A 19,269-nucleotide genomic window follows, 5' to 3' on the forward strand; every position below is an offset into this window, starting at 1 on the left:
CGGCCGCCAGGAACCGAAACGGCCGGGCGGCGGTGCTCGCCCGGACCGCGTTGGGCGATGCGCCGCCGGCAGGCATCGCGGCGAGCGTCGGCGTGGCGATCTTCCCGGATCACGGCGAGATGCCCGGGCGTTGATCGCCTTCGCCGATACCGCGAGCATTCCCAAGGCGTGGCCATGGTGGTGCACGAACTCCGCACGCCGCTGATGCCCGTCCTCACGGCTGCCGCGCTGCTCGGCAGTGCAAGCCCCACCCAGCTGCTGCACATGAAGGGCGTGATCGAACGGAAGGTCGAGCACCTGGTGCGCCTTGTCGACGACCTGATGGATGTATCGCGCGCCGAAAGCGGCAAGTTCCACCTGCGGATCAAGACGCTCGATCTCGCAAAGCTGCTGCGCAGTGTCCACGAGACATGCGAACCGGCCATCACCGCGCGCGGCCAGCGATTGGAGCTGCGCCTGCCTCATGGCCCGGTCGAATTGCCGGGCGACGCGGAACGCTTGCGGCAGGTGTTCGCCAATCTCGTTTTCAACGCCTGCAAGTACACACCCGAGGGCGGTCGGATCGCCGTCGAGGTAGAGGTGTTCGTCGAGAGCGTCGTCGTAAGCGTGAGCGACGGCGGTATCGGTATCGACGCCGCGATGCTGCCCCGTGTTTTCGACGCCTTCGCGCAGGAACGTCGCGCGACGCGTTACAACGGCGACGGCCTCGGGCTGGGCCTTGCGGTGGTGCGCGAGTTGACGGAAGCCCACGGCGGCAGCGTGGTCGCGCACAGTGCGGGCCTAGGCTGGGAAGCCGGTTCGAGGTGACGCTGCCACGTCGCAGCGACGCTGGCTGAGGCGAGCGGCCAACCCGATCGCACGCCGCTCCGGTCGAACCCGGAGCGTGCCCGCACTCCGCGACGCCGATGAGGGCGAGCACCGCCACGTGCGCGACCCTGCGTGCACGCGGGCCACGCGATGCTTGCAGCCCGCGCGGCCGCCGGCCAATGTCGGCTTGCGCCCACCTCTGGAGCCCCGCATGACCCAATTGAAGAAGAAGTCGTATCGCGCGCTGCTCGCGCCGATGCAGCTCGAACTGGTGGCTTTGGCGCAGTGGCTCGCGCACACCGGCGAGCGCGTGCTGGTGCTGGTCGAGGGCCGCGACAGCGCGGGCAAGGGTGGCGCGATCCAGGCGATCGCCGAGCATCTCAATCCGCGCCAGTGCCGGATCGTCGCGCTCCCGAAGCCGACCGACCGCGAGACCGGCCAGTGGTATTTCCAGCGCTACACCCCCCACCTGCCCGCCGCCGGCGAGGTCGTGCTGATGGATCGCAGCTGGTACAACCGCGCCGGCGTCGAGCACGTGATGGGTTATTGCACCGATGTGCAGTACCGCGCGTTCCTTCGCCAGGCGCCGCGGTTCGAGCAGATGCTCGTCGACGACGGCATCCATCTCTTCAAGTACTGGCTGTGCGTCGACCAGGACAAGCAGGAGCAGCGGTTCCAGGATCGCGTCGAGGATCCGCTCAAGGGCTGGAAGCTGTCACCCGTAGACCTGCAGGCGCGCGCGCAGTACCAGGCCTACACCGATGCGCGCGAGGCGATGCTGGAGGCCACGCACACCGACCAGGCGCCGTGGACGCTCGTCGACTTCAACGACCAGAAACGCGGGCGGCTCACGCTCATCCGCGACCTGCTCGACCGCCTGCCCCATGCGCGTTTTTCCGATCCCGTGCTCACGTTGCCACCGCTCGCGGGCAAACCCTGCAAGGAAACGTACGGGGTTGTGAAACCGACACGCTCGTTCAAGTTGCCCGGCTGATCGAGCGGCGTTCCGCAGCGTCCACGGGTCTCCAGCTGCTTGCGCCGTCACCGCATCGCCGCCTTCAATGGGAGGCCGGCATGTCGGCGTCACGTCCGGCCGCTTAAGTTGACGTGATACCCACTCAAGGAGAGACGCATGCAGAACATTCCGACCGGCACCCTGGTGATCGTCGCTGATGGCACCAAGGCGCGGATGTTCCACACCGAAGGCCAAGGCGCCGAGATGACGCTGCGCCAGCACGACACGCTCGATGCCGCGGACATCCCGCTGCAGGGGCCGTCGGGTTCAGCGCCCACCCAGCAGACGCCGCAGAAGAACGACGAGCGCACGTTCGCGAAGCACATCGCGAACAAGCTCAACGACGGCGCGCTGAAGCACGAGTACGCGCACCTGGTGATCATCGCGGACCCGCAGACGCTTGGCGAACTCCGCCCGCAGCTGCACAAGGAGACGCAGGATCGCGTCGTCGGCGAGCTGGCCAAGACGCTGACCAACGCGCCGATCGCCGACATCCAGCACGCGCTGCATTGACACCCTGGCGTAAAGCCGGACGCCCTCGGTCAGGCGGCCCTCGATACCGCTGAGCGGGGGCTGTCACGGCCGCCCAAGCGCGAACGTGACACCGCGGGCGCACCGCCTGCCGGGTGCCGACGCCACTCCAGCCATTGGCGCTGCGAGCGGCTCGGTGCGCGTCGAAATGAGACGTCGGCGTTCAGTCGTCGCCGTTCAACGACCGGGCAACGGCTGGTCAGCCACCGGCAACTGCCACTCCGCTCGAACTAAGCGCGCGGGCCCTGTGTAAGCAGGCGCTCGCAGCAGGCATCAATCGCGATCAGGCGCACCCAGCGGGAACCAGGCGCGGTAGGGGCGCGCCTCGTCGACCGCCCGCGCAACCGACGCCCGCGCGAGCAGGCGCGCGCGGTAGGCACGCACCGTCGGGTAGGCATCGCTGATGCCGTGCACCCAGTCCGCATAGAACAGCGCCGGGGCCGCGGCGCAGTCGGCCATGCTGAAGCTCTCGCCAGCGGCCCAGGTCCTTCCCGCTAGACGTTGCTCCAGCCAGGCGTACGCGAGTTCCAGGCGCGCTGCGGCCTCTTTCAGCGCGACGTCCTTGCGGCCGTCCGGGCGCAGTGCCTCCGCCACGGGCTGCTGCATCGCGTACATCACATGGTTGTCGAAGAAGCGATCCATGAAGCGCACTTCGAGCGCCTCGACCGCGTCGTCGGGCAGGAGCGCCACGGGCCCTCGATGCGCGAGGTGCAGGTACTCGATGATGACGCTCGACTCGACGATCGTCCGGCCCGCGTCGGCCAGCACCGGCATCTTTTGCAGCGGCCACAATGCCGTCCATGCGGCATCCACTGCGGCATCTCCGGACCGCACGAGGCGGTAATCGAAGGCGAGAGCGTTTTCGTAGAGCGCGATCTCCACCTTCTGCGCGTACGAGGAGAAGGGATGCCCGTAAAGGACGAGTGCCATGGCGCGATTACCCGTGGTGCCGTCGTGCGGCGTCGCGCAAGCCTAGCCGAGTGCGGTCGCAGTGGACGAGTGCCGGGTCGTTTCGATCAAGCATCAAGCAATGCGCAGCGCGTGGCTTGAGCGGCCAGCGCAGGGGATACCGCATGCGCAACGCGCTGCGACGCGTGACGCGCCTTTTCGATTCGCCGGTAGGTGCGGCTGATGCACGGCGAACAGCGAGCGAGCACAGATCATCAGGCTTGCTCGCCGGGCCCGGCGAAAGTGTGTGCAACATCGCGTGCTCGGACCCGCAGACGCCTCAGGCGCGCCGCGGACCGATTCCGGCGCCACACCGGGATCGGAGCCCGCACGCGGCGCAGAGCCGTCGCCGGTCAGCCCGTCCCGAGCAGCGCAAGCACCGCCTTCGCGGCAGCCTCGGACGACGCCGGGTTCTGCCCGGTGACCAGATTGCCGTCGGTGATGACATGGCTCGTCCAGTCAGCCTTCTTGACGTAGTGGCCGCCGTTGGCCTTGAGCATGTCCTCGACCAGGAACGGCACGACGTCGGTCAGCCCAACCGCCGCTTCTTCGGAGTTGGTGAAACCGGTCACCGAGCGGCCCTGCACCAGTGGCGCGCCGTCGATCCCCTTCGCATGCCGCAGCACGCCGGGCGCGTGACAGACGACCGCCAACGGCTTGACCGCCGCGTACGTCGATTCGATGAGGGTGATTGCCGCATGGTCTTCGGCCAGGTCCCACAACGGACCGTGGCCGCCCGGGAAAAACACCGCGTCGTACTCGCTGGCCTGCACGTCCGCGAGCTTGCCTGTGTTGGCCAGTGCCTTCTGCGCCTCGGGGTCCTTGCGGAAGCGCTCCGTCGCGGCGGTCTGCGCGTCGGGCTCATCGCTCTTGGGGTCGAGCGGCGGCTGGCCGCCCTTGGGTGACACGAGGGCGACGTCGACGCCGGCGTCCTTGAACACGTAGTACGGCGCGGCGAATTCCTCCAGCCAGAAACCGGTCTTCTTGCCGGTGTCGCCCAGGCGGTCGTGCGACGTCAGCACCATCAACACTTTCATGGCGGTCTCCTCGAGAAAGACGGCAGGCTACGCCGCGCGCCGCTAAGCCCCGGTGAGCCTGCCGCGGTACCGCGAGGGGATCAGAGCAAGTGCCCCTCGAGCGCGCCGACAGCATGGCCATCCGAGTGAACCCCAAAGCATCAAGTCGGCGAGCCCGTCACCGTGCCCGCCACGCGCGGCGCGTTCTGCCAGACTCGGCGTCGATCCGTGTCGAGTCCGAGCCATGCCGCATTGGTTGATCGTCGTTCTGCTAGTGGCCTGGCCCGCGTACCTGGCTGTGCTCGGCGTGTGGATCGTGATGCAACGCAGCGAGCCGGTGGCCACGCTCGGCTGGTTGATGGCGCTTGCGTTCCTGCCGTATGTCGGCTTCGTCATCTATTACGTGCTCGGCCCGCAGCGCATACGCCGCGCCGGGCGCCGCCGCGACGCGTCGCACGATGCCGTGGGTGCTCGCGGGAAAAGCAACGCAAGCGGCGACATGGGCGCGCTCGATCGCATGGCGCAGGCGATGACCGGCTATCCGCCCACGACCGCGAGCCGTGTCGACCTGCTGATCGACGGCGCCGCAACCTACGACGCGCTGGTCACGGCGATCGCGGCCGCGCAACGGCATGTCCATGTCGAGTACTACATCTATGCGGGCGATCGCACCGGCACCCGTGTGCGCGACGCGCTGGTGGAACGGGCCCGCGCGGGTGTCAAGGTGCGAGTGTTGCTCGATGGCGTGGGGTCGAGGCTGAAGCGGTCGTTCGTCGCGCCGTTGGCCGACGCCGGCGTCGAGCTGGCGTTCTTCCATCCGGTGCGCTGGTGGGCAACGGCATTCAGTCGCCCGAAGCTCAACATGCGCACGCACCGCAAGATCGTGATCTGCGACGGCACGGTCGCGTTCACCGGTGGCATCAACGTCACCGACGACGAGAACGACGCGCTCAATGCCGACGCCTACCACGACCTGCACATGCGCATCGAAGGCGACGCCGTGCGCTGGTTGCAGACGGCGTGGCTGGAGGACTGGCACTACGCGACGCAGAAGACGCTCGGCGACAGCACGCTGTTCGCCGACGCGGCGCCCGGGCCGATCGCGACCCACGTGATTCCGGCGGGCCCGGACAACGCGTGGGAGCCCGTGCACCGCATGCAGGTCGAAGCCATCCACCAGGCCGAGCGTCGCGTCTGGCTGGCGACGCCCTACTTCGTCCCCAGCCGTGCCGCCCTGTTCGCGCTCGAAGGCGCTGCGATGCGCGGGCTCGACGTGCGCGTGGTGATTCCCAAGCGCAGCGACTCGCGGCTGGTCACCGCCGCCGCGCGCTCCTATTTCGACAAGCTGCTCGAGGCCGGCGTCCGCGTCTACGAGTACGGCCCGCGCATGCTGCACAGCAAGGTGCTGCTGGTCGACGACGACATGGCGATGATCGGAACGTCGAATTTCGACACGCGCAGTTTTGCGCTCAACTTCGAGATCGTGATGCTGTTCTGCAACGCGGGCGTAGCGACCGAACTGGAGAAGAGCCTGCTGGCGGACATGGCGAAATCCGGCGAAGTCACGGCCGGCTCGCGCAAGCCGCCGTTCGCATCCCGGCTGAGCGAGGCGGTGGCGAGGTTGTTCTCGCCGATGCTTTGATCGCACCAGCAACCGCCCGGTAGCGGCAGGCGCCCGCGCGACCGGACGCGCCTCGCGTCGGCGCGCGGGCTGCGCTCGGACATCGGATCCTGCGGGCGACCGACCTGAAGCAGCGCGTGGCGAGGGCCGCGCGGGGGCTGGGCGCCGGCACCGGGAGCGTGTGCTTCCGGCTGCTTCGTGACGCCGACGGCGGCCAACCGACCGCGTCCACGGGCAGCGAAACCGACGCGGGCTGTGTACCGAAAGGCGCGCCACGTTGACGCCGGTCAACATGCATCCGCCGTCGGGGTCAAGACTGGTCGGGAGAGCGGACCCGGCCGGTTGCCGGGCAAGCAGGACGATTGCAATGCCACGCGTCGAACTCCAGCTGGTCGGGCTGTCCCCGCCGGTCGAGCCATCGGCCATCGAGCGCTTCACGCGCGCCCTTGTCGACGTGACCTGGGCCGTCTGGGACCCCGAGTCCGACTTCGACGCGGCCATCGCGGTGATCTGCCGGAAGGCGGCGATCGCCATGGGGACCGAGCGCGTCAGCGCGTGGCACCGCGACGCGCACGCGCACGTGTTCCGCTGCCTGCATGCGTACTGCAGCGTTCCCGGCTTGCGCGCAGTCACGCATGACGCGGGTGGCCTGGTTCTGGACGACCGCGAGTTCCTGCCCGCGCTGACCGGCGTGCGCACGCTGCAGACGATCACGGTCGACACCGACCCTCCGGGCACCGACAACCCGTTGCGCGACTACCTGAAACGCGAGGGCATCCAGTCGATGCTGATCGCGCCCGCGTACTTCGAAGACGAACTGCAGGGCATGATCTGCCACGAGAGCATCGACCGCGCACGCAAATGGACGCAGGACGAAATCCTGTTCGCCGCCAGCATGGGCGACTACGTGGCGATGGCCTACGAGATCGCGCGCAGGCGGCGCGCCGAAGCCGAAGTGGAGCACCTGCGCCTGCACGATCGAAGCACCGGCCTCGGCAACCGCGCCTACATGATGGAGTTGGTGCGCCAGCGTCTGTCCGCGCCGGAGGCGTACGGCAGCCGCATCACCGTGCTTCACGTGTTGATCGATGCCACCGGCGCCGCATCGTCGGCCGGCGGTGCGAGCCTGGAGGAAACGATGGCGCGCGTCGCAGCGGGGCTTTCGCCCCTGGTTGGCGAGGGCGTCGAGCTCGCGCGCGTGCGCGACAACGGCTTCGCGTTCCTGCTTGCCAATGATGCAACCGAACAAGCCGCGATCCGCTTGGCCGAGCGGGTCCTGCGCGCAGTGCGCTCGCTTGAGCTCGGTGCGCTGGAAGTGGTGCCCGCGGCCGTGGTCGGCATTTCGTTCGCGCGCGGAAAGGCGGCGAATGATCCACGCGTGCTGATGCGACAGGCCGAAGAGGCCGCCGAACACGCGCGCTCGGGCGACAAGTTCAGCTACGAGGTGTTCGACATCGGCCAGCACGAAGGCCTGATGAAGGCGCTGCGCTTCGAGCAGGAGCTGCACGAGGCATTTGCGAAGGGCCAGTTCGAGATGCACTACCAGCCCGAGTACGACGCGGAGCAGCATCAGTGGGTGGCGGCGGAGTCGCTGCTGCGCTGGCGCAAGGCGGACCGCATCGTCGTGGCCGATGAGTTCATCCGCGTGGTCGAGTCGTCGGGCCTGATGCTGGCGGTCGGCCGCTGGGTGCTGATGCAGGCCTGCCACGACGCCGTGCAGTGGCCGCTGCTGCCCGACCGCACGGCGATGGCGTTGCGGGTGAACGTATCGGCGCGCCAGTTCGAGGACGGGCTTCTCGACGACGTCACCACCGCGCTCGCCTCCTCGGGCCTCGCGCCCGAACGCCTGTGCCTGGAACTTACCGAGACCACGCTGATGCGCGATATGGACCACACGCTCAGCGTGCTGCGGCGCCTGAAGTCGCTCGGCGTGCACGTGGCGATCGACGATTTCGGCACCGGGTACGGGTCGCTGGTCTACCTCAGGCAACTGCCGGTGGACGTGCTGAAGATCGACCGCAGTTTCGTCGACGGGATGCCCGGTGCGCTTGCGGAAACCGCGATCGTCAAGGCCGTGGTCGGACTCGCGGCGTCACTCGGCATCGACGTGGTGGCCGAGGGCGTCCAGCACGGCGCACAGCAGGACGCGCTGGAGAAACTCGGCGTGCGCCGCATGCAGGGGTGGCTGCACGGCAGGGCAATCGACCAGCGCGGCATCTGCCAATTGCTCGGGGCGGCATCAGCCGGCTGACCGCCGCTACCGCCACGCGCGGCAGCCGGCGCCCCTCAACAAGAACAGGATTTCGAGAAGCGCGTCGTGTCACCAGCGCGGCGAGAGCAGCGACCGACGCGGGTCTTCGGTGCGTCGGTCGATGCGCGTTACCTTTAGCCTTCGGCGGCAATAACGGACCGAAATCAAACCGCTCTGGCGAGCCCGGGATGCGCAGATGCGTGCGGCTCCAGGCAGCCGCGAGCGTGAGCGTCGAAGCGATTAAGCCTGCTTGGCCGTGCGGCCTCGCGTTCGCGGACCGCCCCGTTGTTCACACGCTAGCTCGCGCGAGCCGCGGCCATGCGGTGACGACGACGATCGACGCGAGCGCGATGGCCGCGAGGTGACCCAGCAGCGTCGCGCCCGCGCCTGCGTCGAACACCGTCGCGCCCTGCAACGCGACATACACCAGTGCAACGAGTGCGAGTTCGAACGGTCGCGCAGTGCGGAACAGCGCGCCGAATGCGATGCCACAGCTGGCGATCGAAACGATGACGACGACCGCGGCCAGCGCGCCCGCAGGCGACGTCGCACCCAGCCGCAGCAGCGCAGGCAAGCTGACGCCCACGAGCATCAGCACCGACACGACCAACCGCGACGCCAGCAGCCGCGGCACGGCGCCCTCGCCGGTGAACACGAGCGCGCCCGTCCGGTGTTCGCGCTCGCGAAGGATGCCGCGTGCGAGTACGTCGAGCGGGAGCAGCCACGCGAGCAGCATGCCGGTACGCATCAGCTGTTCGCCGCCGAAGGCCTGCAGGCCGAAGACGACCGCCAGCGCGAGCCACCACCATATGCGGCGTTCGCGAACGCACGCGGTCAGCTCCGCGACGGCAACGGCGCCGAAGATCGTCCGTGCGAACGGGCGCAGCGCCACGTCCATCCATCGCAGGCGCAGCCCCGACGTGCGCGACCGCTCGTTGGTCGCAGAGGTGCGTGCCGCGGCACGATCCAGCAATGGCGCCGCGAGCAGCACCGCACCGATGCCGAACACCAGCCACAGCAGCCGACCGAACAAGTCCATCGGCCGCACGTGCCATTCGCGCCAGTCGAAGCGCTTGATGCCTCCCTTGGGTACCGGCGAGAACAGGCTGAAACCGAACCGCTGCGGCTTGCCGGTCTGCTTCTCGCGGACTCGGTGGAAGTCGCGGCCGGCCACCAGCAGCCCGCCGCTGTCGCTTACCCAGCCTTCGCGCGCGAAATCGCTCTTCGCCTCGAAGCCTGCGACGCCGAATGCCAGCGCCGTCGTCCACAGCACGAAGAACAGCACGTTTCCCGCGGTGCGACGCAACGGCGGCAGCAGGTCGAACCAGATCGCGATCGCGGCGGTCATCGCCAGGCCCGGCAGCGTCAGCAGCACGACCGGCTTGACCAGCTCGAGCAGGTCGACCGTGCGGTCTTCCGCCCTCACCCACTGCGCGACGAGCCCAACGCCCAGGCACGCGACGATGATGGTGAGGAACACCAGCATGTGACTCGCCCACTTCGCGAGCAGGTAACCCGCGCGCGTCATCGGCGTGGCGACCAGCAGCTGCCAGACGCGCGTTTCGATGTCGCGGACCAACGTGCCGCGCACCAGGTAGAAGCCGCCGAGGTTGAGCAGCACGTTGAAGGCCATCGCCAGCACCATGCCGATCCACGCGCTGGAATAGCTGCCGCGAAAGCCGCCCCAGATCAGCAGCACCGCATGCGACGCGTCTGGCCCCGGCACGCACCACCACGCGGCGTACATCATCGCGACCAGCACCACCCAGAAGCGCGACGTGCGCGTACGAGCGCGCAGGTCGGCCGCGAGGATGGCGACGAAACGCTGCAGCGCGCCCATGTCAGTGCGCTCCATTCAGGAGCCACGCATACGCGTCCTGCAGGCCGGGCGCCGCCGGCTGCGCGTGTGCGTCCGGCGCGCCCTCGCTGACCACGCGCACCCGGATGCCGTCGGGCGTGCGCAACGACGCCACCAGCGTGTGTGCGCCACGTACCGTCGCGAGCTGCGCCTCGGGCACCGTCCATTCCCACACGTGGCCGGCGGCGCGTGCGATGAGTTCGCCGGGTGTGCCGTGGAAGCGCAGCTGCCCCGCCGCCATCACCGCGATCGCGCTGGCGCTCGCCTCCACGTCGGACACGATGTGCGTGGACAGGATCACCAGCCTGTCGCCGGCGAGGTCCGTGATGAGGTGCTGGAAGCGCATTCGCTCGTCGGGGTCCAGCCCCACCGTCGGCTCGTCGACGATCAGCAGCGCCGGGTCGTTGAGCAGCGCCTGCGCGATCCCCACGCGCTGGCGCATTCCGCCGGAGAACTGGCCGAGGCGGCGGTCGCCGGTGTCGGCGAGCCCAACGCGCTCGAGGCAGGCGTCGATGCGTGCACGCGCCGCCTTGCCTGCAAGGCCCTTCACCGCTGCGAGGAAGCCAAGGAACTCGCGCGCGTCGAGCGCGTCGTAAACGCCGAAGTCCTGCGGCAGGTAGCCCAGCACCGCGCGCAGGCGATTGGGTTCACGCGCGATGTCGTGCCCGTTCCAGGTCACCTGACCCGCGCTCGGCTTGGCCAGCGTCGCGAGGATGCGCATCAGCGTCGACTTGCCGGCGCCGTTCGGCCCCAGCAGGCCCAGCACGCCAGCGCCCAGGCGCATGTCCACGCCGTCCACCGCGCGATGCCCGCGCCCGTAGTCGAAGCCCACCGATTGCAGCACCAGTTCAACGCTCATCGTGAGCTCCCCTTAAGTTTTGAAGACGGATCGACCGCGGCATCCCCGCCGGATGCATACACCCGGACCGCGGCGCGATTGTCGTGCTTTGCGCACGCGTGCGTGGCCGAAATCAATGGTTGGCCCCGCCCGCAGGCGCGGAGACGCTGCCAATGGCGGCCACTACCGCGGCCGGATTCTCGCGCTCGATGTTGTGTCCCGTCGCCACGTACGCGTGCATGCCGCGGGTGAACCCGGCGAACAACAGGGCGTGCTGCATCTTCCACAACGCCTTGCCCTGCGCGGTTTCCTCGAACACGAACGGCGCGGCCGGTACGCGCGTCGAGGTGAGCAGCGCGACGGGCACGTCGGGCATGGCACGCGGCGTGGTCGCTCCCGGGCTATCCAGCTGCGCGATGAGCACGCGGTAGTCCGCGCCCATCGACGGCGGAAGCATCGCCAGCAGCGCCTTGTCGTCGGCCATCACGCGGATGCGGTCCGCCTGCATGAACGCGTGGCGCTGGCCCATGGTCGCCGGGTCGACCAGCACCAGCCCCTGCAGGCGTTCGGGATGCCGGCGCGCGTATTCCGTGGCCAGCAGCCCGCCGTAGGAATGGCCGACCAGCACCACCTTGACGCCCGGTGCGAGCGTGTCGATGACCGCGCCCAGGTCGGCGACGTGTTGGTCGATCGTCTTCGGCTTGCCGTCGGTGCCGGACTTGCCCAGGCCGGCGCGCGCGTATGTGATGCAGCGGCAGTCGGCGCCCAGTCCGGCGATCACGTCCTTCCAGGCGCCGCCGCCCTGGCCGAAGCCGGACTCGAAGACGACCGTCATTGCACCGCTGCCCTGCACGTCCGCCTGCAGCACGTAGCCTGGGCGCTGCACGGGTGCTTCCGCCGCGTGCAGCCCCGCCGTCGTGATGGCGCCTGCCGCCAGCACCAGTCCCTTGATCCAATGCCTGTTCATACGCATGCCCCCGGAGTCGTGTCGGTAGTGTAGTGATGTAGTACACCACTCGCCAGCGTGCCAATGGTCACCCCCCCATCCCGGGGAGCCAGCCCCTTCCTGTGTCCAGTGGTCCGCTGAAGAGGCCGAGGGCCTCCGGCACCGGTCGTCGCTCGCGTATGAGGAACGGCGTCTGGCGTGCGACACGTTGCACAGCGATCGGCGGCCGCCCACGCAGGCAGGACCCCGCGCGGGACGAACCACGTCCGGTGTACCCGCGCCGGTCGGCAACGTCGCGTTCGACTTCGCGATCGCGACGCAGGACACCCTCGTCGCAGCCACGCCACGCGGCAACGCGACGAATCTCATGCGGTGCCCGTCCAGGCTGCTGACAGCCCCCGGACCGACCGGTCGAAATTCGCGTCCCGCGCGCGCAGCGCGACGGAGCGCCCAAGTGCGCCGGTCGCGTTACGTCATGATGGGACATGCCTACTGCTCAACTCGCTCCGGGCGAACTGCTCGACCTGATGCCCGACGTCGCCTGCGTGGTCGACCCGGACGGCGTGCTGCTCTATGTCAGCGCCGCGTTCGAGCGCGTGTTCGGATACACGCGCGACGAGGTGCTGGGCCGGCACGTGTTCGACCTCGTGCACCCGGAAGACCGTGAAGCCACGCGGGAGCAGGCTGCCCGGTTGATGGAAGGCCTGGGCGCGCGCCACTTCCGCAACCGGTACGTGCACCGCGCTGGCCATGCGGTCGACCTGCTGTGGTCGGCACAGTGGCTGCCGGAGCACGGCGTGCGCGTCGCAGTGGGACGCGACGTGACCGAACTGCGCCGCCTGGAGCGCGAACTCGAACACCGCGCCAACCACGATGCATTGACCGGCCTGGCGAACCGCCAGCGGCTGCACGAGCTGCTGGAGCATGCGATCGCGGACGCCTCGCGCACCGACACGCCGCTGGCGCTGCTGTACATCGACATCGATGCGTTCAAGGCCGTGAACGACGCGCACGGCCACGAAGCCGGCGACCGCGTGCTGGTCGAAGTCGCGCGCCGGCTGCAGGCCGGCCTGTGGCATGGCGGCACCGTGGCGCGTATGGGCGGGGACGAATTCGTGGCGCTGCTGCCGGGCTGCGATGACCAAGGCGCGCGCGGCGTCATCGAGGCCCTGCACGTCCAACTGCTGGTGCCGTTCGGGGTGGCCGGCGGTTACGTGCCTATAGGCGCCAGCATCGGCGCGGCCGCGTATCCCGCCGACGCGCAGCAACCCGACGCGCTGATCAATCGCGCCGACTCGGCGATGTACGCATGCAAGCGACGGCGCGCACCGGCGGTCACGCCCGCTTAGTCACCACCGCAGTTGCGGGGCGGGCGCAGCCGGCGGCCGGGCACGCACGGTGCAAAGACGTCGGTGCCCTCGGCATGCGCAAGCCCTGTTCGCACGCTGCGGTCACTGGTCCGCTGCGGCGCTTTGCACGGGCGCGGTCGCAACGGGTTTCGAAGCGCCGGGACAATGGTGCTGCCCCAGTGCGGAGCTGCGCATCTCCGCTCGCGAATAGCCCGGCGGCGCGGCGATCGGCACTACGCTCCCGGCGCGAGCACCGACGCGGCCCGTGCTGCTCACGCCCGGCAATCCACGAGGTCCGTGTGCCCGAAGCCCAGCCGGTAGTCGAGCACGGAGATCACCTCGGGCTCGACGCGGAAGATGCGTACCTGGTCGGCCTTCGGCATCGGGAACGGCAGCGGCGTGGCAGGCGCGGGGTACTTGGCGGGCAGCAGGCCCAGCAGGCGCTCGCCCTCCACGAGGTCCTGCACGGGCGTCGCCCGGGCCGCCATCGACAGGCCGGTGATCGCCAGGATGTCGTCCGTGTCGTGGTCGATGGTGAGCGACAGGCGGTTGTCGCGCGCAAGGTTGCGCGCCTTCTGGCTGTTCAGTCCGCACATGAAATACAGCACCAGGCCCTCGTTGACGTAGCCAACGGTGGTGGCCTGCGGCCAGCCGTCCTGACGCAGGGTCGCGACCCTCATGATGCGGTGTGCGTCGAGCATTCCGAGGATCTTGCGGCGGATCGGTTCGTCCATCGCCGGGGTCTCCGAAGGGGACGGCGACGATGTTCCGACCCTACCCGGCCTGCATGTTGACGTAGGTCAATCCACGACAGTACCGGCGGCGAATTCGCCGCAGGGCAAAGCGACAGCCTGACCCGCGGCGAAACGCGCCGAGTGCCGTTCCTGCGGAACGCCGGGACGCCCGTCTGCGCGGCGGCCGATCGCGATCGCCCGACGGATCCTGCCCTCAGCCCGGGCTCGGGTTGCGTGCAGCCGCCGCCGCTGCCCGCAGGACGCGTATGTACTCGGGACGTGTCTTCGGGGCCTGCTCCGCGGCCGCTTCAAGTGCGTCGATATACGACGCGATCAGCACGGGTGCGTTCGACTGCTGCCCCAGCTCGGTCATCGTCGCCGCCACGGCTGCGCGCCGGTGCCAGTCCACGTTGACGCCTACCTCGGCCTGGTTGGCAAGGTCGACGATGCGTAGAAGATGCGGTGTCACGAGACCGACGACGGTGGCAGTCATCTCTTCTGTCCTGTTTTGAGCATTGGCTAGGCTAGCGCAGTGGCGCCGCACGCCGGCATCCGCTGGGGAACGGATCACCGCGACGGCCGTTGACGCGCGCGTGCGCCCGCCAGGCCGCTCCCCTTGCACCGACCGATGCACATGCTGCTAGAGGACGTCTGCGCGCCGGCCCGCAAAGGCCGACGCGCCCGTGCAGCACACGGCCGCGCGATGCAGCCCGCCAAGTCGACGAGGGGCGTCAGCCGCCCGGCGCGGCCGGGTCGTCGGAGGCATGGTCGACGACGTACAGCCATCGCCCACCGCTCCGGCGCGACAGGTCCGTGTAGCGGCCCGTCTCCGTGCGCTGCTTGCCGTCCGACTTCGCGGCCAGCACCAGGGTGAACGTGCCCCACGTCGACAGGTCGCCACCGTGCGCGGCGTGGCCCAGCGGAACGAGCTTGGCGCTCTTGATCGTGAAGGCCGAGAAATAGCCGGCGTAGCCGGCGCGGATCGCTGCGCGGCCTTTCATCATCGGCGCGCCGGGCAGCCACAGGACCGCATCGGGCGCGTAACACGCCGCGACGGCGTCGGCATCACCGGCTTCGAACGCGTGCTGCCAGCAGGCCTGCGCAGACGACGCACCCTTGGCCATCACCGGCAGCGTCGACGCCGCCAAGGCAAAAGCGATTCCGTAAACCCACGCATTGCGCATAGCGTGCACTCCCTCGAGCCGCTGCCCACGGTGCATGGACGCATGGCGACTTCGCCGATCCTCGCACGCGACGGCGCGATGCCAAAACGCAGGGTGGTCTGCGCGCTCTCCTACTAAGTCGACCCACCCGCCCCGCTGCGGCGCACGCGCGTACGAGCGACTGCCACCGACAGCGGATTGCGTCGCCACTACCATGCGCTTCGAGCTGCGCTCCGTGCCGCGGCAAGTCGCGCACTGCGGCATCGATGGCGACGCCGAGCGAAGAGCTTTCGATGCGTGGCAGGTTCGATGACAGGGACGAGTTCGACGCATCGGCCCCGCCTCGTGGCGCCACCGCGGCCGCCATCCGCCGAACCCGCGACCCGTGTCGCACGATTTGCACGCGCCGCTGACCCGCAGGTCGCTAGAACGGTCGCTCCATCCACGAGGACACGTCATGGCCACGCCCACCGAAATGACCGCCGCGTTCTGGAAGTCGATCAAGTCCGACCGCACCGTGATGCTCGGGCTCGGCACCGATCGCGAGGTGCATCCGCGTCCGATGACCGCATTGATCGAAGGCGACGCGGACGGCCCGGTGTGGTTCTTCACCGCCGTCGGCACCGACCTCGCCGAGTCGATCAGGGCGCCGCGCGAAGCGTTCTTCACCCTCGCCTCGAAGGACCACGAGCTGTTTGCGACCGTGCACGGCCGAATCACCCACGATCTCGACCGCGAGATGATCGACCGCCTGTGGAACCCGTTCGTCGCGGCCTGGTACGAGGATGGCAAGGACGACCCGAAGCTGGCGCTGCTGCGATTCGACGTCGACACGGCGCAACTGTGGCTCAACGGATCAAGCCTCGTCGCGGGCGTCAAAGCGGTGCTGGGGGTCGACCCGAAACGCGACTATCGCGACAAGGTGGCGAAAGTGCGGCTCGACAACCGTGGCAGCGACGCGCGGCACTGACGGAGCATGCCCAGAGCGATGCCTCCTCACAGCTCACGGAACTGAGGGCAACGGGCCAGGCTAGTGAAAACGGGAAGCTACCCCGGCGCGCGCGACAGCGCGCCGTGACCGCTATTCCTGCGCACGCACACGGGCTCCGCGCGCCGACGGCATGACCACCGCGTCGCTACACCGTAGTGCTGCGCCACACGCCCGGCGCGACGTGTCGCGGGTGCACATGCATGCATCACGCGCGCAAAGAAAAGGCGCGCCGAAGCGCGCCTTTTCCGACTCGACGATTACTCAGCGGCGCGAATCGCGCTCGGATGAACGGAGATCGTCCTGGGCTTGGCCGACGCTGCGCTCGACCTTGCCGACATTCTTCTCGACATTGCCTTCCAGCTGCTTTGAACGGTCACCCGTCAGCTTGCCCGTCGCTTCCTTGATCGAACCCTTTACTTCATGGCCCATGCCATCGGTGCGCTTGCTATCCACGATGTCTTCTCCTAAGAAACGCCGCAGGAGTGCGACGACGACACCGTCTCAAATTCGGCGTTAGACGAAAGTGACAGGAGGATGGCTGGATGTGTGGGGATTCGACGGAAATTCAGAAACGGCGACGTCGCATCGTGCCTACAAGCAAGCGAAACCCATTGCATCTCCAGCGCGCTGTTCGTATGCGGCCCGCTGCGTCGCGTACGATCCGGACATGACTCCGTCATTGCTTCCCGAGAATTCAATGCAATTTCGCCGCGTGTGCACCTGCTTGCTGCTTTGCCTCGCCTTGCTGACGATAGCCAGGCCTCTTCTCGCTGCCGAGCCCGTGGACGCCGCCACCTGGGGCCCCTATGCGCGCCTGGTCGACCACACGCAGCAGTCGGATGCCGGCTACCGCGTCAACTGGCACTGGGCCGAACCGGGCCGCAAGCTGCTCGAGGACTGGTACGACCCATATACCGGTGAACTTTCGTACACCACCACCATCGTTCCGGGCACTCAGCGCGGACAACTGGTGCTGGACAGCCCAAAGTTCGGCCACAAGCAGTGGCTCGGCACCGTGGCCCCCGATGGCTCGGTGCTCTACATCGGCGTCGGCATGATGAAGGCGCCGTACCGCGTGCAGCTGGACAACGACGGCCGCATGGCGATGGCGTTCGTGCGCATCAAGGGCGACGAGGTCACGGAGAACTTCATCACCCAGTACGACCATGCCGACGCGAAGGGGCTGATTCCACGCCCCGTCGCCCCAGCGGCCGATCCGAAAACGTGGGGCGTCTACGCGCGGCTGCTGGGCGCACGCCTTGCAGGCAAGGCGTCGACCGGGATCTCGTGGCGCTGGATGGGCGACAATGTGATGCTGCAGGACCGCGGCTTCCTTTACCCGAAGATGCAGATCGACCTGGATGGCGGCAACGGCCTTCGCATGATTTCCGGCAGGCCCGGTGAGGTCTGGACGGGTCGTGTAGCGCCCGACGGCAGCGTGGTGTGGACCGACAGGAAGCACGACTCGTTGCGGATGCGTATCGACGGCGTCGACGCGGTGATCGACCGCGTGACGCTGCAGGACGGCGTAGTCGTGAAGTCGGGTTCGGAAGAGCGCTTCAGGGGCCACATCGGCGCCGCTCCACTGTAGGCAACGGTGTGGACCGCACGGCGACGAGGTCTGTGGGCGCAGCTCGACGACAGCGGAGCGAACGCGACGCTGCGGCACGGCACCAAAGCGCGGCACTGATCGTGCAGACGCAACCTCCGCCGGTCCCCGAGCGGAGGCTACCCGCCACGAGGAAATACGCCGCGGCGCTACGAACCCGAGAGGCCCCGCACCACCGTTCCGCGCCTCGTCGCTGTCAGGAGCACTCCGTACGCACACTGCGCGGGAGCGATCTCGCGCAGCGCGCTACGAGGCTAAGTAGCGAACCAAACCGCATTGTTCCCGCGACGCGCAAACGCGATGCGTTTGCAGGGCACCTGGCAGATCAGTGCGCCAATGCGCGCACCGGCGGCGCCTGCGTCCGTTCGCCGTCGGGCGCCGGGCTCAGCCCCGCAAGCTCTCGCGTGCTGTCCGCCACGCTCTGGCGCGTCGCCTGGTCGGTATCGACGAATGCCATGCGCGACAGCGGGCTGCCCAACTCGCCCTGCACTGCAAACAACCGCCGGCCATCGTCCGCCAACAGGACGTGCTCGATCGAGGTAAGGCCTTCCCGTCGCGCGGCCACCACCAGAAGGGCCGACGCCCGCTCGGTGGTGGCATCGTGCACACGCCCGATGCTTGCCTCCAGTCGGTCCATCGCGGACGTCGCCTGCCTGAGCAGCGCGGCGTCCGGATGGCGCGGGTCACCGAGCGGCGGAGACGGCGCTGCGTGCACATTCGCCTCCAGGGCACTCCAGGTTTCCCGGCCCGCGACGCCGTCGACGTGCAAGCCGTGCGCGCGCTGGAAACCACGAATCGCCTCCGCGGTGCGCTGGCCGAATTCGCCGTCGATCACCACGGGGCGGCCGGCCGAATCCGTTACACCGCGGTCGTGCAGACGCTGCTGCAGGCGATGCACGTCGTCGCCTCGCGCGCCGTCGCGCAGAAGCGGTTCGCCGGTCGGCGCCACCGCCCCGGGGACACGCGACGGCGCGCCACCGCCGATAGCCGCGTACGCTTCCGCCGGTGCCAACCCTCGCGCGACGTTACTGCGATAAAGCTCGCGCATGCGGTCGAGCGCGTGCTGCACTTCGCCCGCGCTGATCGACGAATGGTTGCCGGCGCTGTCGCCGTCGTAATAGCTCCTGCCGGTGCGCGGATCGGCCACGCTGGCGAACTCCTGCGCGAGCGCGAGCTGCGCGCTTCCCAGTGCCTGAGCGCCGCCCGGCCCCGTGACGTACGACCGCACCGCGGGCCGCTTGTCGCTGACGAGGTACTCCGCGAACATGCGCTCCTGCAGCTCCGGCGTGAGCGGTGCATTCGCGTCGACGTGGAGGTGTGCCGCCGCCTCGCGCAGCGTGCCCGGGATCATCTGGAACTTGCCGACCGCGAACAGCCGTTCCGGATCATGCGCCCCCAGTGACTGACGGCGCATGACCTCGCCGACGGTCATCTGCGAGATCGCAAGCACGGCGCTGCCCGCGTCGCCCGCGCGGCCGCGGTTGAAGCTGTCGTAGCCACCCTCGCCGCGACCGATCAGGTCGCTCAGCGGGGTGCGGCCGTAGTGCGCTGCGCTCGATGAGGAGCCCGCGACCGGCGGCTGGGCCGGCTGC

At 68.8% G+C, this 19,269-nt stretch carries 18 protein-coding genes; 8 read left to right on the forward strand and 10 right to left on the reverse strand.

Annotated features, from left to right (window positions below; translation table 11 throughout):
- Nucleotides 1-174 precede the first annotated feature (174 nt).
- The 3 genes from FW784_RS06190 (at nt 175) to FW784_RS06200 (ending at nt 2,335) form a co-directional block, all read left to right on the forward strand.
- On the forward strand, nt 175-807 hold the full coding sequence (locus FW784_RS06190; protein ID WP_187770700.1) for a sensor histidine kinase: 633 nt from the start codon (nt 175-177) through the stop codon (nt 805-807).
- Nucleotides 808-1,018: 211 nt separating this feature from the next.
- On the forward strand, nt 1,019-1,801 hold the full coding sequence (gene ppk2, locus FW784_RS06195; RefSeq protein ID WP_149352486.1) for a polyphosphate kinase 2: 783 nt from the start codon (nt 1,019-1,021) through the stop codon (nt 1,799-1,801).
- Between the two features lie 138 nt (nt 1,802-1,939).
- The gene (locus FW784_RS06200) at nt 1,940-2,335 is read left to right on the forward strand and encodes a host attachment family protein (RefSeq protein WP_149352487.1); all 396 of its coding nucleotides are present in this window, start codon (nt 1,940-1,942) and stop codon (nt 2,333-2,335) included.
- 291 nt (nt 2,336-2,626) lie between these two features.
- Here FW784_RS06200 and FW784_RS06205 read toward each other — a convergent pair whose 3' ends face one another.
- The gene (locus tag FW784_RS06205; protein WP_149352488.1) at nt 2,627-3,283 is read right to left on the reverse strand and encodes a glutathione S-transferase family protein; all 657 of its coding nucleotides are present in this window, start codon (nt 3,281-3,283) and stop codon (nt 2,627-2,629) included.
- Nucleotides 3,284-3,654: 371 nt separating this feature from the next.
- On the reverse strand, nt 3,655-4,338 hold the full coding sequence (locus FW784_RS06210) for a type 1 glutamine amidotransferase domain-containing protein (protein WP_149352489.1): 684 nt from the start codon (nt 4,336-4,338) through the stop codon (nt 3,655-3,657).
- Nucleotides 4,339-4,561: 223 nt separating this feature from the next.
- On the opposite strand from FW784_RS06210, the gene cls reads away from it, so the two are divergent.
- Together cls and FW784_RS06220 are read left to right on the forward strand one after the other, a co-directional pair.
- Entirely contained in the window at nt 4,562-5,959 is a 1,398-nt protein-coding gene (gene cls / locus FW784_RS06215) for a cardiolipin synthase (protein WP_149352490.1), read from the forward strand.
- Nucleotides 5,960-6,305: 346 nt separating this feature from the next.
- Nucleotides 6,306-8,189 carry a putative bifunctional diguanylate cyclase/phosphodiesterase gene (locus FW784_RS06220; RefSeq protein ID WP_187770701.1) on the forward strand — a complete coding sequence of 628 codons (1,884 nt, stop codon included), beginning with the start codon at nt 6,306-6,308 and terminating at the stop codon, nt 8,187-8,189.
- Nucleotides 8,190-8,478: 289 nt separating this feature from the next.
- Here FW784_RS06220 and FW784_RS06225 read toward each other — a convergent pair whose 3' ends face one another.
- The 3 genes from FW784_RS06225 to FW784_RS06235 all read right to left on the reverse strand — a co-directional run bounded on the left by FW784_RS06225 (nt 8,479) and on the right by FW784_RS06235 (nt 11,852).
- Nucleotides 8,479-10,029: an ABC transporter permease gene (locus FW784_RS06225; protein ID WP_149352492.1), complete on the reverse strand. Its 1,551-nt coding sequence runs from the start codon at nt 10,027-10,029 to the stop codon at nt 8,479-8,481.
- Between the two features lies 1 nt (nt 10,030).
- Complete coding sequence (locus FW784_RS06230; RefSeq protein ID WP_149352493.1) at nt 10,031-10,906, reverse strand: ABC transporter ATP-binding protein; 876 nt, start codon at nt 10,904-10,906, stop codon at nt 10,031-10,033.
- A gap of 112 nt (nt 10,907-11,018) precedes the next feature.
- Nucleotides 11,019-11,852, reverse strand: coding sequence for an alpha/beta fold hydrolase (locus FW784_RS06235; RefSeq protein ID WP_425481597.1), 834 nt, complete (start codon nt 11,850-11,852; stop codon nt 11,019-11,021).
- Nucleotides 11,853-12,316: 464 nt separating this feature from the next.
- Here FW784_RS06235 and FW784_RS06240 point away from each other — a divergent pair, with 464 nt between their 5' ends.
- Nucleotides 12,317-13,180: a sensor domain-containing diguanylate cyclase gene (locus tag FW784_RS06240; RefSeq protein WP_235893596.1), complete on the forward strand. Its 864-nt coding sequence runs from the start codon at nt 12,317-12,319 to the stop codon at nt 13,178-13,180.
- Nucleotides 13,181-13,452: 272 nt separating this feature from the next.
- Here the strand turns inward: FW784_RS06240 and FW784_RS06245 are convergent, their stop codons facing one another.
- The 3 genes from FW784_RS06245 to FW784_RS14295 all read right to left on the reverse strand — a co-directional run bounded on the left by FW784_RS06245 (nt 13,453) and on the right by FW784_RS14295 (nt 15,098).
- Entirely contained in the window at nt 13,453-13,914 is a 462-nt protein-coding gene (locus tag FW784_RS06245; RefSeq protein ID WP_149352495.1) for a pyridoxamine 5'-phosphate oxidase family protein, read from the reverse strand.
- A gap of 214 nt (nt 13,915-14,128) precedes the next feature.
- A complete protein-coding gene (locus FW784_RS06250; protein ID WP_149352496.1) occupies nt 14,129-14,407 on the reverse strand; it encodes a hypothetical protein in 279 nt (92 codons plus the stop codon).
- A gap of 238 nt (nt 14,408-14,645) precedes the next feature.
- Nucleotides 14,646-15,098 (reverse strand): YybH family protein, encoded by a 453-nt coding sequence (locus FW784_RS14295; protein ID WP_187770702.1) that lies wholly within the window; start codon nt 15,096-15,098, stop codon nt 14,646-14,648.
- 436 nt (nt 15,099-15,534) lie between these two features.
- On the opposite strand from FW784_RS14295, the gene FW784_RS06260 reads away from it, so the two are divergent.
- Nucleotides 15,535-16,047 carry a pyridoxamine 5'-phosphate oxidase family protein gene (locus tag FW784_RS06260; protein WP_149352498.1) on the forward strand — a complete coding sequence of 171 codons (513 nt, stop codon included), beginning with the start codon at nt 15,535-15,537 and terminating at the stop codon, nt 16,045-16,047.
- Between the two features lie 282 nt (nt 16,048-16,329).
- Here the strand turns inward: FW784_RS06260 and FW784_RS06265 are convergent, their stop codons facing one another.
- The gene (locus tag FW784_RS06265; RefSeq protein WP_425481598.1) at nt 16,330-16,521 is read right to left on the reverse strand and encodes a CsbD family protein; all 192 of its coding nucleotides are present in this window, start codon (nt 16,519-16,521) and stop codon (nt 16,330-16,332) included.
- A gap of 328 nt (nt 16,522-16,849) precedes the next feature.
- Here FW784_RS06265 and FW784_RS06270 point away from each other — a divergent pair, with 328 nt between their 5' ends.
- Nucleotides 16,850-17,659 carry a hypothetical protein gene (locus FW784_RS06270; protein WP_149352499.1) on the forward strand — a complete coding sequence of 270 codons (810 nt, stop codon included), beginning with the start codon at nt 16,850-16,852 and terminating at the stop codon, nt 17,657-17,659.
- 343 nt (nt 17,660-18,002) lie between these two features.
- Here the strand turns inward: FW784_RS06270 and FW784_RS06275 are convergent.
- A partial coding sequence (locus FW784_RS06275) for a peptidoglycan-binding domain-containing protein (protein ID WP_149352500.1) occupies nt 18,003-19,269 on the reverse strand: 1,267 nt, incomplete at its 5' end.

The sequence above is a fragment of the Cognatilysobacter lacus genome (assembly GCF_008274655.1).
GTDB lineage: Bacteria > Pseudomonadota > Gammaproteobacteria > Xanthomonadales > Xanthomonadaceae > Cognatilysobacter > Cognatilysobacter lacus.

What these genes read in the sequence shown, in the direction of transcription:
- FW784_RS06190 (WP_187770700.1), top strand. Translation starts at nt 175, where the DNA reads ATGGTGGTGCACGAACTCCGCACGCCGCTGATGCCCGTCCTCACGGCT.
- ppk2 (WP_149352486.1), top strand. Translation starts at nt 1,019, where the DNA reads ATGACCCAATTGAAGAAGAAGTCGTATCGCGCGCTGCTCGCGCCGATG.
- FW784_RS06200 (WP_149352487.1), top strand. Translation starts at nt 1,940, where the DNA reads ATGCAGAACATTCCGACCGGCACCCTGGTGATCGTCGCTGATGGCACC.
- FW784_RS06205 (WP_149352488.1), bottom strand. Translation starts at nt 3,283, where the DNA reads ATGGCACTCGTCCTTTACGGGCATCCCTTCTCCTCGTACGCGCAGAAG.
- FW784_RS06210 (WP_149352489.1), bottom strand. Translation starts at nt 4,338, where the DNA reads ATGAAAGTGTTGATGGTGCTGACGTCGCACGACCGCCTGGGCGACACC.
- cls (WP_149352490.1), top strand. Translation starts at nt 4,562, where the DNA reads ATGCCGCATTGGTTGATCGTCGTTCTGCTAGTGGCCTGGCCCGCGTAC.
- FW784_RS06220 (WP_187770701.1), top strand. Translation starts at nt 6,306, where the DNA reads ATGCCACGCGTCGAACTCCAGCTGGTCGGGCTGTCCCCGCCGGTCGAG.
- FW784_RS06225 (WP_149352492.1), bottom strand. Translation starts at nt 10,029, where the DNA reads ATGGGCGCGCTGCAGCGTTTCGTCGCCATCCTCGCGGCCGACCTGCGC.
- FW784_RS06230 (WP_149352493.1), bottom strand. Translation starts at nt 10,906, where the DNA reads ATGAGCGTTGAACTGGTGCTGCAATCGGTGGGCTTCGACTACGGGCGC.
- FW784_RS06235 (WP_425481597.1), bottom strand. Translation starts at nt 11,852, where the DNA reads ATGAACAGGCATTGGATCAAGGGACTGGTGCTGGCGGCAGGCGCCATC.
- FW784_RS06240 (WP_235893596.1), top strand. Translation starts at nt 12,317, where the DNA reads ATGCCTACTGCTCAACTCGCTCCGGGCGAACTGCTCGACCTGATGCCC.
- FW784_RS06245 (WP_149352495.1), bottom strand. Translation starts at nt 13,914, where the DNA reads ATGGACGAACCGATCCGCCGCAAGATCCTCGGAATGCTCGACGCACAC.
- FW784_RS06250 (WP_149352496.1), bottom strand. Translation starts at nt 14,407, where the DNA reads ATGACTGCCACCGTCGTCGGTCTCGTGACACCGCATCTTCTACGCATC.
- FW784_RS14295 (WP_187770702.1), bottom strand. Translation starts at nt 15,098, where the DNA reads ATGCGCAATGCGTGGGTTTACGGAATCGCTTTTGCCTTGGCGGCGTCG.
- FW784_RS06260 (WP_149352498.1), top strand. Translation starts at nt 15,535, where the DNA reads ATGGCCACGCCCACCGAAATGACCGCCGCGTTCTGGAAGTCGATCAAG.